8 protein-coding genes are annotated in these 12,706 nt (G+C 54.3%); 4 read left to right on the top strand and 4 right to left on the bottom strand.

Annotated features, from left to right (window positions below):
• Positions 1-81: 81 nt before the first annotated feature.
• Positions 82-414 carry a hypothetical protein gene (locus ACR3ZL_RS08355; protein WP_473648336.1) on the bottom strand — a complete coding sequence of 111 codons (333 nt, stop codon included), beginning with the start codon at positions 412-414 and terminating at the stop codon, positions 82-84.
• A 303-nt stretch (positions 415-717) separates the two neighbouring features.
• Between ACR3ZL_RS08355 and ACR3ZL_RS08350 the strand changes: the two genes are divergently transcribed.
• On the top strand, positions 718-2,481 hold the full coding sequence (locus ACR3ZL_RS08350; protein WP_473648337.1) for a GGDEF domain-containing protein: 1,764 nt from the start codon (positions 718-720) through the stop codon (positions 2,479-2,481).
• Here ACR3ZL_RS08350 and ACR3ZL_RS08345 read toward each other — a convergent pair.
• Positions 2,461-3,660: a glycosyltransferase family protein gene (locus ACR3ZL_RS08345; protein WP_473648338.1), complete on the bottom strand. Its 1,200-nt coding sequence runs from the start codon at positions 3,658-3,660 to the stop codon at positions 2,461-2,463. The genes ACR3ZL_RS08350 and ACR3ZL_RS08345 overlap by 21 nt on opposite strands.
• 321 nt (positions 3,661-3,981) lie before the next feature.
• On the opposite strand from ACR3ZL_RS08345, the gene ACR3ZL_RS08340 reads away from it, so the two are divergent.
• Both ACR3ZL_RS08340 and ACR3ZL_RS08335 read left to right on the top strand, forming a co-directional pair.
• On the top strand, positions 3,982-4,938 hold the full coding sequence (locus ACR3ZL_RS08340) for an HD-GYP domain-containing protein (protein WP_473648339.1): 957 nt from the start codon (positions 3,982-3,984) through the stop codon (positions 4,936-4,938).
• Positions 4,899-5,348, top strand: a complete 450-nt coding sequence (locus ACR3ZL_RS08335; protein ID WP_473648340.1) for a hypothetical protein — start codon at positions 4,899-4,901, stop codon at positions 5,346-5,348. Before ACR3ZL_RS08340 ends, ACR3ZL_RS08335 begins: the two co-directional genes overlap by 40 nt.
• On the opposite strand, the gene ACR3ZL_RS08330 is transcribed toward ACR3ZL_RS08335, so the two are convergent.
• Positions 5,286-7,046: an AI-2E family transporter gene (locus ACR3ZL_RS08330; RefSeq protein WP_473648341.1), complete on the bottom strand. Its 1,761-nt coding sequence runs from the start codon at positions 7,044-7,046 to the stop codon at positions 5,286-5,288. The two genes, ACR3ZL_RS08335 and ACR3ZL_RS08330, sit on opposite strands and share 63 nt — an antisense overlap.
• Positions 7,047-7,286: 240 nt before the next feature.
• Here ACR3ZL_RS08330 and ACR3ZL_RS08325 point away from each other — a divergent pair, with 240 nt between their 5' ends.
• Positions 7,287-8,639, top strand: a complete 1,353-nt coding sequence (locus ACR3ZL_RS08325; RefSeq protein WP_473648342.1) for an agmatine deiminase family protein — start codon at positions 7,287-7,289, stop codon at positions 8,637-8,639.
• A 229-nt stretch (positions 8,640-8,868) separates the two neighbouring features.
• Here ACR3ZL_RS08325 and ACR3ZL_RS08320 read toward each other — a convergent pair whose 3' ends face one another.
• Positions 8,869-12,036: a vitamin B12-dependent ribonucleotide reductase gene (locus tag ACR3ZL_RS08320; RefSeq protein ID WP_486173362.1), complete on the bottom strand. Its 3,168-nt coding sequence runs from the start codon at positions 12,034-12,036 to the stop codon at positions 8,869-8,871.
• Positions 12,037-12,706 lie beyond the last annotated feature (670 nt).

Genomic DNA, 12,706 nt, shown 5'->3' with positions numbered 1-12,706 from the left:
GGCCACAAGAAGTTGGTTGCGAAGTCGTACCGGACTAAGTTGTGCCGGACCAAGTGGAACGACGTAGGTTGATTGCCGCTGCTATGCGACGTGAACCTGATTGACAACTAAGCGGCCTTCCGCAATCGGACGCATGGCTTCTTGCGCGAGTTGCTTGTGATAAAAACTGCTGACCCGTCCGGTGATGCGAATCTCTTCGACATCTTCATCAACACCTAAATGACGGATTTCAGCAACGGTGCTGCTCGCCAAAACGGCACGTGCACCCTTGGGTGGGAGTGTTTCCGGCAAGGACGCAACTGCGTCGACTCGAAGCAATCGTTCTTGCAGTGACGCTTCAAATTGAGCGATCACCAGCGACGACGACGTCGAGCTATTTTCGAGTAAGCGGGATACTGAAGTGGTTGTAGACATAGATACCCAATCCATACGGGAGCGTTAGTCAATTGCCTGGTGCCCTTAACTATTTCCGATAACAAGCGATCGAGCTACGGCAATTCCTCTATTTTGATTAGGCCGCCCAGAATCCACCCGTAAATTAGGAACAACAGGGGCCTTAGGTCATTTCAAGGCGACGCTAAAGAGCTTTACGAACGATTGGACGCCTTTAGCACATCAATAACTTGACTCTCGTTCGCTGTGACGTAAATCCAAACAGCGTCGCTGTCGGCTTTGAGCAAGCGATCGGGTTTACCGTACGAGCAAAAGTAGTTTGAAATGATTTTTGACATTATCACCGCGTTCGGATGTGGCGGCGCCGGACTGTGCCTAGGCTGGGTGATGCACGCATTGCATCGCAGCGGAGTTGCGGCCAGCGACGCGAAAGCGCAATCGCAAGCCGCGGCATCCACTCCAACCGCTAAACCTCAACCATCGACAGTTCCCGACGCTCCCGAGAAATCGGTCACCGCATCGATCCCAGCGGAAAAGCTATCAGCCGTGGCAGGCCGGATCCGCTCTTTTGCCGCTCAACTGGCCGCGAGCGTGGATGCTCACCAAAGTCGCGTCGACCGGGTCAGCTCCACTTTGATTGCCAGCGATCTGTCCGGTGCACCGCCTGTCATCCTGGAAGCGGTGGAAGAACTATTGTCCGCTAACGAGACCATGCGGGAACAACTGCAAAATTCGCAAGAACGGTTGCGTGAACAATCCAAACAATTGCAATCGGCCGAACAACGCGCACAAACCGATGCACTTACTCAACTTGCAAACCGGGGTGCCTTCGATGATCGCTTGCTACGTCATTATGACAAGGGCGCATCGCGTGCTGGCACTCTGATTTTGCTGGATATTGATCATTTCAAGGCATTCAATGACGAGCACGGCCACCGATATGGTGACGAAGTCTTGCGTCAGGTTGCTCGGATGCTGGAAGCGAGACTGGAACCTTACGGACTGGTTTCGCGATTCGGTGGCGAGGAATTCAGCGTCTTAATTGGCGACACCGATTTCCATGAAGCCATCGACTTGGTTGAGCAGACTCGGATCGCAATCAGCAACCGCGACATTCGCTTCGAAGACAAACGGTTCCAGGTCACACTCAGCGTCGGCATTGGCCAGCTACAAGCCGAACAATCGATGGACGAATGGCTGCAAATCGTTGATGACGCGCTATATCGATCCAAAGAAGCTGGGCGAAACTGCTCTCACTATGTCGACGGACGCCGGTTCGTTCGAGTTGGCAAACAGGAACCGGCCACTCCGACCGATGTCGAGCAACCTATTGCCGCGATTCCGACCAATTTGATTGAGCCAGAAGCAGCGAAAACTGCGGCCGAATCGTCCCAACTGAACACCGAGGCTGAAGCGACCATCCAGGCCGAATTAAGCTCATTAAGTGGTCAAGTCAACGACGCAGTCGGCGGGGTCTTCGACGAACCAGAAAAACCAGACGCTTTAGAAGAATTCACGTCCAGCATCATACAAGCTGACCAAATGCCGCCGCCTAAGGCACTCAGCTATCTGCCGGACCGCGAATCGATGCTGGATGGAATTTGGGAAACCGTTGAAGGTAACCGTTCGTCGAAGCGGCCGCATCAGTTAATGGCCGTTACCCTGTCAGGTCATCCGGGCGGGGCGATGATGCGATCGCTCCTTCAACTCGTGCGGGCGGCGATGCGCAGCCAAGACCGAATTGGCTGCCTGAACCACTCGACTTTATTGATCTGCATGCCCGAAAGCAGTCCGGAAGACTCCTTGCGACGGGCGGAACAAATTTGTTTGGCGGCCGGATCGATCGGCGTCCCACTGGCTTCCAATCAAAAAGCAAACCACGGCGAACGACTTTCGATCGGTATCATGGAATTGGCCGGTGGTGAGGCCCAACAATGGACTGCCGAGTCGCTCAACCAAGCGATCAACCAAACTCGCGCCGTCGCCATGTTGGCTTCCCAACAAGGCAACGGACCGAAAAACATGCCAATCAATGCCCAAAAGTGCGGTGTGAAAGGCGGAACCGTATCACTCTACAGTCTCGCGTAGACGCTGCGGGAAGTCGGGGAACGCGGCACGAACGCGAGTCCAGTTCGGGATCGCAGGGTTCCCACTGGGGTCATTCGCAAAGATCTCACCGGCCTCGGTCACGCACTGCGCGAAGGCTTCGATAGTGACTTCTTCACTGTGACGATCGTAGTGCAACGAGTTGACCCGGGCATCGGCTCCATATTGGCGAATGCAGTCTTGAGCAATTCGCAAGAATGAAGCTCGCAACGTGACAAACGTCGAATGCGAGAGCACGATGCCTTGGCTGGCGAGTGTGCGATAGACCGTCGTAAGGATATCCAGTGCCATTTTCATCAAACCGCGGCCGGAATCATTAACCGACAACTCTTGATGTTTGTGCTCGTATAAACAAGCCAAGTCGACCTGGCACACACGCTTGAGAGCGGTGTTGCGATAAACTTCCGACAGTGTGCCGACTTCGAGTCCCCAGTCGCTGGCAACCCGATTGCTTCGTGCCAGGTTGCGGGTCAGCGAGAATTCGCCCGACAGCGGATAGCGGAAATTGCCCAGAAAGCGGACGAATTCGTTTTCAGGGAAACACTGCATTAATGCCCGCAATAGTGGCGCAACCAATAGTCGAACCACACGCCCGTGCATGCGGTCGGTCACGCGTGCGTAATAGGCCTTACAAAATTCATAATCCAAACTGGGATGAACCATCGGCAAGCACAACCGAGCCAACAGCATCCGGCTGTAATCCACGATATCGCAATCGTGCAGCACGAAGGTTTCGATATTGGGATCGTCCAACAAGTAACCAAACGCTGTCCAGACGCTACGTCCTTTTCCCGGTGTCGACAACGGGATTCCGGCGTCGATCAGCTCATCATAAAGGCCCTGGACGGCTGGGCCGTCGGTCCAGAGCACTTTCGCTCGGTCGCCCAACCCCGAGATTTTAGCTTTCGTTTCGTCATAATCCGCTTGATCCGGAGCGACACCGAGGCTGACGACGATGGATCCGATGTAATCGGCTTGCGTGAGCTCTTCAACAATTTTCGTGAACGGTTCAGCACGCATGTCCGAAGCCGTAACGGGCAACACCAAGCCAATTTTTTGCTTAGTTGTCGATTCACGCAGCATCGACTCGAGATCTTCGAGACCGGCGCTCCGTAAGTCGTGAATGGTGGTGATCAGGTCATGTTGATAGAAGTCAGGCATGAATAAACGGGTCCAAACACGAGGAAAACGGTTCGGCGGCCAGCATCTGGAACCACCGGGACGCCACTACTGTGACGGACCCGACCGGCCGATTCAACAGAGCAACCTTCTAATGGTGGGATGATTGCCTAGTAATACGGATGAAGACGATTTCACTACCCCACGCATTCGGGCGAAAATAGTGTTTGGGGGTATCTCAATCGCTGCGAACTAAACGGGAGTCGATTTCTAGAAAAACTATTCGGGGATTTCCAACCGGTGACAATCTGTATCCTAAGTTTGTGTATCCCCCTCTCTCGGATTTTCCCCGCTTCCATTGCCATGTTCACCAGCGAACTCATTGCCATCAGCGTTTCGACGCTATCGCCAACGATGGCGATCGGCACCGATTTGTATTGTCGGATCGACAATACGGATCGCGTTCAGCTGTACCGCGGCGCGGACTATCCGATGCAGCCAGAGGACCTGAACAAATTAAAATCGCGAGGAGTTAACCAGCTCTTCATCGAACGCGAATCGCGAACCACCTATCAGAATTACCTACGCGACATCGCGGAAGGTGGTGGCGACGAAAACACCGGAAACGAACAACGCGCAGCCGCTCTTAACGAAGTCGTTCTCGACGTGCTGCAAACGAGCTTCCGCGAAGGAAACGCCGACAACACCGTCGACACGGCAGCACAACTTGGCGGCATCGCTGCAAATTTGGTGACACGGGAAGACTTTGGTTCCGAAGATCTCTTCCGCGTTATGAACCACGATTACGCCACCTTCACCCACAGCGCCAACGTCGCCTATTACTGCGGAATCTTGGCGACAAAACTGGGTTACAGTCGCGAGGACGTCGAACTGATCATCGCCGGCGGATTACTACACGACCTTGGTAAGTTAGAAATTTCCGACGCGATCTTGACCAAGAATGGCCGGCTTGACGACGATGAATTTGAAATCATCCAAAAGCACCCACTTGACGGGTTTTGCCAACTGGCGCATCGCCGCGACCTGACGCGTGCCCAGTTGATGATGGTTTACCAGCATCATGAACGGCTTGATGGTGGCGGCTACCCGGTCGGTTTGGTTTCCGAAGAAATTCACCCTTGGGCCAAGCTGTGTTCCGTTGTTGATATTTACGAAGCGGTGACCAGTCATCGCCCATACCGCACACCGATGCCGCGCAGCCAAGCGATTGACCTGCTACGCCGCGAAAGCGGAAAAGCCCTTGATAAGGAGATAGTAGAATGCTGGATTTCGATTATCCAACCTACTACGCCGACTTAGTTCGATCGCATGACTGGCAAATCGAATTGCCAAACGGGTACGACAACTTCTTCTATGAAAAGGGAATCGTACAACCTGATAGCCAAGAAAAGCGAACCAAACAGCGTCGCATCGTTCGCCTTCGCGGATTCATGGTTAGCGAGAAATCACTTCCTGCCATTGAGCGCGAACGCGTTTTGGTTGGAATCTATACCAAAGATTTTTCCAACAACGCTTGCGCCGTGCTGTCACCCCAGGAATGGTTCCCTGGCGAAGCAGTGCGTTTAATCTTGCCCACGTTCCGCTTGAACTTGTGTGTGGTTCGCTGCCGGCGACTAGGCCGGAACTGCTACGAGACCGCACTCACTCTATTGTCGCGGCACGACGCCGACCGCAGTGCTTTCATCTGTGACGGACGCTTTCTGCGCTAGGTCACCGGTCGGTAACGAACCTTCGGTTGGCTGTTCTGTTGGCTCCTCTCCCTTCAATTCATGGTTGAGGATTTCGAGCAACGTTTGTAGGAACACGACGACCATCGGCCCCACCAAAATCCCGATCGGCCCAAACACCGACACGCCGCCAATCACGCTCAATAGAGCAAACAGCGGGTGCAATTGGCTGCGACCGTGCAGCACAAAAACCTTGATCACGTTGTCGATCGACGAAACGACCCCCGCACCCCAGATTGCCAGCAAAACCGCTGGCATCATGCGTTGTTCCACCACGCCGAGCCACAATGCGCAGGGAGCCCACACCGATGCGGCGCCCAAGAAAGGCACCAACGCCATCAGGCTGGTTAGGAAAAGCAGCAAGATAATCTGATCGAAACCACAAACCCAAAATCCCAACGTCGCTAGGATTCCCTGGACGACAGCCGACAAAACGCTAGCCAAAACAACGGCCCGACTGGTCCGGTCAAATTCCATTAAAAGTTGATGCTCGTACACGTCGTCCATCGGCGACAACCGCATCAACGTGATGATCATCGCGGGCCCATCGATCAAGAAAAAGTAGACCGCTATCACCAGGATCACGAGCCCAAAAATGATCTGGGCCAGGAAGCTTCCTGTCGCACTGGTCAATCGCACGAATCGTGGCTGCAACGACTCTCGAGCACCACGGATCAGTCGAGCGAAATCGGTCTCATCGGGATTGGCCAGCAACTTCAACTGACTCTTCAACGCGCCGCCCAATTTTCGCTGCATCCATGTGCGAATGGCTGCCGCCGTTACAACAGCATCCTGTTCAAATTGTTCAGAAACGTTCAGTCGCAATAGCGGATTGACTGAATCCATCGCCGCTTCATCAATATGCAACTGATCGGCCTTACGCAACTCTTCAGCGAACCGGGCGAGGTGGTTGATCGCATTATCAGCAGCCTCGGTCGCATCGTCAGCACTAGGTAAATCCGTCTGCAGGAACTCGATGATGGCAGCCGCTTTGTCAAGCTGCTTGGCTTTGTAGCTGTAGTCCGTTTTTGGTGCGAAGTCACTGGAGACATCAAGGGAAGGGTCTTCCAGCCCAAGACGATCAACGATCCGGTCCAGCTCGCGAAAATGTTCCGCGTGCGGCAATTCCAAACTGAGCTGCGATCGGACTCGATCCAGAGCCACCGACATGCTCCCGTTCATCTGCGATAACAAGACAGTGAACTGGGTCGTCGCGATAGACACTAACATGCCCAAAGGCATCAAGACCACCAATAGCACCAGCGACGTTGTCAAACCGGCAGCGACTCGCGGGCGGCGACCGGTCTTTTCCAAAATCCAACCATGCACGGGCCGGAAGATAACCACCAGTAACGCGGCCAAAAAGAGTGGAACGAAGAAGCCGATCATTAACTGATAAAACAGCACTCCCACCGCCAGGATCCCGAACACCAACATCACCACGGACATGATCCGCGATAGGGAAGGAAGCTGCGGGAACAAGATCTGTTTGCCGCGAGGGGTCTCTTTCATCTTGCCAACGACGGGTTCTTCCGCGGCCGGGCTACCGGGATTGCCGTCTTGAGAACCTCCGGGGCCTTTGGGGCTGTGGGAATCTTGTGGGTTCTGGGAAGAATCCTGCGGTTGACCAATGTCAGATCCGCCGTTGGTCGTGGAGGAACGTTTGCGTCGCTTAGTCATCGAGGGTTCGTCCGTTGATCGGCCATTGGGGGGCATCAGTATTTTCAGATCAAGAAAGTATCAAACCCCCGCTCCATTGGCGACAACATAACCCGTTGAACTCCGTCGGCCGGTCCAGAAACCATTTTGGGCATCCCACGGCCGCGAATTTTGAATACACTGATTCCGCTCCGACTACTTGGCCTGGAAGTTTTCCCTTCCAGCTTTGAGCGGTGAATCCACCTTCAGGTTTCTACAGCGTTGCCCGTCAACGCCGATTCTTTTGCCGGGTTGCCAAGCATGCGAACGCGGGTGTTCTGGAAATGGTCTGCCAGCGCGGACAAGTCGAAGCCGCAAATCACACCGAAGTGGATTGCACTGGTTTGCGTATCGGCCAGCATGGGTGTATTGGCCAGCTTGGGTTTTGCAGCCACTGGAGCCATCGCACAAGAGTCTGCCAAACCGATTGTCTCGATGACCGTTGATTCCCACGGCGGCGTCAACGCGGTTCGCCAAGCGACAAGCGTATGGCCACGTTTGGCGGCTGAATTCGAAACGCCCTACGCGTTGATGCTTAGCGTGGGTGATTGGCAACCGCACCATCGCTTCATTCTGCAAGAAATCGCTCGCAAAACACGAGGCCATTTACCCCTCGTTGTCCTGTGCTCCGATTCGATCCAGATGAAAGAGACGACGCGTTGGCTTGGGGAAACCGAAGAGAAATTTCCTGAGCTTTATCTGTGCATGATGCCGACGGACACGGTTTGGTTGCGTGACTTTGGTCCCACGTTCATGCAAACGGCGGATGCGTTTGGTAAACCAATTGGCGCGAACGTGCTGGATTTCTATTACGTCGGCAGTCGACCTTTGGACGATCGTTTACCGCAGGTATGGGCGAACCAAACCCAATCGGAAGTCGTGACCGTGCCTTGGACGATTCAAGGCGGCAACTTGATGAGCAACGGACATGGGTTGGCGCTGACGACCACACGAATTTTTGAAGATAACCACATCGAATTCGAGCAAGCGTATCCTGGCCAGGATCCGATCATGGATGGGAAACGAATTGTGGTCGAGGCGTTCGCCGACGCGTGCAATTTATCGCAATTGGTTGTCTTAGAACCTTTGCAATCCGAAGAGACTCGGCACGTCGACATGTTCACGACGTTCTTGTCACCGAGAGACGTGTTGGTCGCTCGCTTGGATCCGAGTCTCGATCCGATCAACTCGGCCATTTTGGAACGGAACGTCGAAAGACTCCGTAACATTCGCGTGAACATGGGCGAGGAGGGCGAGGTGCCAATGCAGGTCCATCGAGTCGCCATTCCGGCTCGTCAGGACACTTCGTGGAGTGCCTACACCAATGCGATACTGGCAAACGACTTGGTCTTGATGCCCATTTTTGCCGATGAGTCGCCCGAGATGATTCGCCGCGCCGTGCAAACTTATCAAATGCTGTTGCCGAACCATCACGTGAAAACGATCGACATGTCGACCATGAAAAAGTTGCAAGGTGAACTGCACTGCTTATCTCTGCATGTACCCGCTTTTGCCCAGATGCCTAAAACGGTCTATCGATACGACGACGCAGTTAACTTCTATTTCCCGCAATAGTGCTTTCACTAGAATGAATCTTCGGTAGTGGACGAGGCAACGAATCCGTTTCGTTGAGCGGCGCGGAAGGACACACGTTGCCTGTCCACTGCGGTCACGCTTAAAAATGGATGGGTCGAAAGATTCGCGGGCGGCACAGTTACGATCTCCCATCGGTGCCTGCACGAAAAAAGGCACGCTCACCGGAGTGAGCGTGCCTCGACTAATTTTACTTAGCAATCAGAGTTGCTTAGCTGCAACCCATCGAGTTGCCGCAGTTGTGGCACAGGTAACAGTTGCCGTTTCGAACCGTGATGCTGCCACAGTTATCGCAACTGGGGGCATCGGTTTGGAAACGCGAGAACTGATCCGTTTGGGCGTTCAGGTTGATGTCCTTGTTCCCGTTGGCCGATTGATCGTTCGCACCGGAACCGTTCGACGTGCCGAGCGTTGCCATCATGATCGCTCTTTCAGCGATTGCGACAGCGGCACCTGCGTCGTTTTGCAGTTCCATCATGACCGAACTTTGGCGAGCGGCTGGCTTCTTGGCCGAATCAGCGACGCCGGCGACGGCGACGCCATTTTCGACGGTCACTCCACCGAACACGTCACTGCCGTTGGTCGCTTCAGGGCCATTGCCCTGTGACGATTGTGGTCCGTGATCGTGACCGGACATGAATGTCACACCCAACCAACGAGCGATGTAATCGACAACGCTCTTGGCGATGCGGATGTCTTTGTTGGACGTGTGTCCCATCGGCTCGAAACGAGTGTGGCTGAACTTGTTGACGATCACATCCAACGGCACGCCGTATTGAAGCGAGATCGAAAGCGCGGTGCCGAAGCTATCCATGATCCCACCAATCGTGGACCCTTCCTTCGCCATCGTGATGAACATCTCACCAGGGCGACCATCGGGGTACAGTCCCACGCACAGGTAACCTTCGTGACCGGCGATCGTGAACTTGTGGGTCAAGCTTTGACGCGTGTCGGGCAAACGTTCGCGGCGTGGTTTGTAAACGATTTTCTCAACCGTCTTCGTGATCACTTCAGCCGAGCCGGACTTTTCTTTGTCGTCCTGCTTCGTGTTCAGAGGTTGAGATTGCTTGCTACCATCGCGGTAGATTGCGATCGCCTTGAGCCCCAGTTCCCAGCCCCAGAAGTAAGCGTCAGCAATGTCTTCCGGTGTGACATCGGTAGGCATGTTGACGGTTTTGGAGATCGCACCGGACAAGAACGGCTGAGCCGCTGCCATCATGGTGATGTGCGCACGCCAAGGAATGCTGCGTACACCGTTGGCTGGCTTGAACGCACAGTCGAACACCGAAAGATGCTCGTCCTTCAGTCCCGGTGCACCTTCGATGGTGTCGTTTTCGTCAACAAACTTCAGGATGTCTTCGATGCTCGATTCGCTGTAACCCAGCTTCTTCAAACCAAGCTTGACGGTTTGGTTGACGATCTTCAGCATCCCGCCACCGGCAAGTTGCTTGTATTTCACCAACGCGATGTCTGGCTCGATACCGGTCGTATCGCAATCCATCATGAAGCTGATCGTTCCGGTCGGTGCCAAAACCGTAGCTTGAGCGTTGCGGAAACCGTGCTTCTTGCCGATTTCAGTGACTTCGTCCCACAGCTTTTGTGCGGCTTCCTTCAATTCCGGTGGTCCACCGTCATGAATGTCGTCACAAGCGGCGCGGTGCATCTGCATCACGTTGTGCATTGGCTCTTCGTTACCGGCAAAGCCTTCGAAGGGTCCTACCACAGCAGCCATTTCGGCGCTGGTGCGGTTAGCTTCGCCGTGCAATAGCGACGTCAGCGAACCACATAGTCCGCGAGCAGCATCGCTGTCGTAGGCCAGTCCCGACGTCATGACCACACTACCCAAGTTCGAGTAGCCCAGTCCAAGAGGTCGGTACAAGTGTGAGTTGCGAGCGATCGGCTCAGTCGGGTAGCTGGCGTGGTCAACCAGAATGTCTTGAGCGATGAAGAACGTTCGGGCCGCGGCACGGAAACGATCGACATCGAAGCTACCGTCTTTTTCGACGAACTTCATCAAGTTGATACTGGCAAGGTTGCATGCCGTGTCGTCCAGGAACATGTATTCGCTGCACGGGTTCGATGCGTTGATCGCACCGCTGTTAGGGCAAGTGTGCCATTTGTTGATTGTGGTGTCGTACTGCACACCTGGGTCGCCACAGTGCCAAGCACATTCGGCCATCTTGTTGAGCAATTCCTTGGCGTCGTAGCTTGGTGCTTCGTTGGTCGGCTTGTCGGTGATCCAACGGGTTTGCCATTGTCCGTTCTTGCGGACGGTTTCCATGAAATCGTCGGTCAAACGCACTGAAAGGTTGGCGTTTTGGAAACACACGCTGCTGTAAGCTTCGCCGTTGAAGTTCGACTCGTAACCTTCACGGATCAAGGCGTGGGCTTTCTTTTCTTCCGCCCATTTGCACTCGATGAACTCAAGAATATCTGGATGCCAGACCTTCAAGGACTGCATCTTAGCCGCCCGGCGAGTCTTGCCGCCACTCTTCACGACGCCAGCGATCGAGTCGTAAACTCGCATGAACGAAAGTGGGCCCGAGGGTGTACCACCGCCGGAAAGCTTTTCACGTTGGCTGCGGATGGTCGAAAGGTCGGTGCCGGTGCCGCTACCGAACTTGAACAACATCGCCTCGCTGCACGCCAAACGCATGATGTCTTCCATGTTGTCGTCCACGCTTTGGATAAAGCATGCCGACCCTTGTGGAAACTCGTATGGGTTTTCTGGTTGGGCGGTGTCTTCGATTGTCTTGTCCCAGTGCCAATTGCACATGTCGCCTTTGACGTCGTACTGGGCATGCAAGCCGACGTTGAACCACACGGGACTGTTGAACGCACCGTGCTGGTGCAGGCACAACCAAGTCAGATCGCGATAAAACCGTTCGCCGTCTTCAGGAGTATCGAAGTAACCGTCGGCCAAGCCCCAATCGCTGATCGTCCGGGTCACACGGTGGATCAATTGACGAACGCTGCGTTCCCGCTCGCCTTCGGTCGATGGATCACCGTAGAAATACTTCGAGACAACCACGTTGGTAGCCAATTGGCTCCACGAGCTAGGCACTTCGCAATCGGTTTGCTCGAAGAGAGCCTTGCCGGTTTCGTCCTTGATCGAGGCGCTTCGCAAGTCCCACTGGGTGGTCGCGAATGGAGTACGTCCGTCATCGGGGCAAAAAGTGGCGGCAACTTTCAAACCGGCTCGCTTGCCGCGAGCTTCGGCGCTGAACTTCTTCTTGGCGTACTCGACCCCGTGCTGGGAATCGACCTTTTCTAGGGCCGGGTCATTTTGAGTGGAGGTTAAACGAGCATCATCTTGATACCCGTTCGCGTCGGTGTCGTTGGCAAAGCGATCAGATTGGGTTGGCAAAGCGGTGGACATGGTTGGGTCAGTGACTCCTAGAGGGTTTCATCCTTGGGCGGGAACCGATTGAGCGTCTCCGTGGTCCTCACGAAGATCCGCCGGAGGTCTTTGAATTGGCAGCAGCCAATCCAGGACACGAGCGGAATACAAACGGCGCCAGCCAAACAGAATCGAGGTAGCAGGCGAAATATAAAAACGATTCAGTCTCGTCGAACGGTTCGCTGTGGAGCGATGCGGCTGCGGAGGGAGCAAGCCGCTAGCACCGGTGATACGCGAATCAGCAAAAACGCCACAAGACGTTTTGCTGTCACTACCGGTAGTGGCTTCCATGCCTTCGAGGCACTACATGTGGACGACAGGGAGAATGTTAGGGAATCGTGAGGACGTGTCAACGAGAAACTTTTGCCATTACCTAAGTTGCTTGCAACGAATCAGTTGCGACCGGGGCTGTCTTCCACCACAAATGCTACGCCTGACCCTTTTTGCAACCTAAGTGCCTACCCGGGACGGAGGTTAGAAAACGGCCGAGCGTGCAAAAACTGGCCGTGGAAAACTTGTCACAAATCAAAATTTTCTCACTTCCTTCAACAAGTTTGAATCCAGTTGGACCACCGCCCGTTCAAAATGGTTCGCTTGGGGACTTTGTGACGTGCGACTATTTCCAAGGACACTTAGTCGACCTATCCGA

Source organism: Rhodopirellula sp. J20-39 (assembly GCF_057365095.1).
The sequence above is the reverse complement of the archived record's forward strand: the minus strand, read 5'-3'. Positions and strand labels throughout refer to the sequence as shown.

Excerpts from the sequence above, each read along its gene's own strand:
- ACR3ZL_RS08345 (WP_473648338.1), bottom strand. The coding sequence starts at position 3,660 with ATGCCTGACTTCTATCAACATGACCTGATCACCACCATTCACGACTTA.
- ACR3ZL_RS08350 (WP_473648337.1), top strand. The coding sequence starts at position 718 with ATGATTTTTGACATTATCACCGCGTTCGGATGTGGCGGCGCCGGACTG.
- ACR3ZL_RS08335 (WP_473648340.1), top strand. The coding sequence starts at position 4,899 with ATGCTGGATTTCGATTATCCAACCTACTACGCCGACTTAGTTCGATCG.
- ACR3ZL_RS08340 (WP_473648339.1), top strand. The coding sequence starts at position 3,982 with ATGTTCACCAGCGAACTCATTGCCATCAGCGTTTCGACGCTATCGCCA.
- ACR3ZL_RS08330 (WP_473648341.1), bottom strand. The coding sequence starts at position 7,046 with ATGACTAAGCGACGCAAACGTTCCTCCACGACCAACGGCGGATCTGAC.
- ACR3ZL_RS08320 (WP_486173362.1), bottom strand. The coding sequence starts at position 12,036 with ATGTCCACCGCTTTGCCAACCCAATCTGATCGCTTTGCCAACGACACC.
- ACR3ZL_RS08355 (WP_473648336.1), bottom strand. The coding sequence starts at position 414 with ATGTCTACAACCACTTCAGTATCCCGCTTACTCGAAAATAGCTCGACG.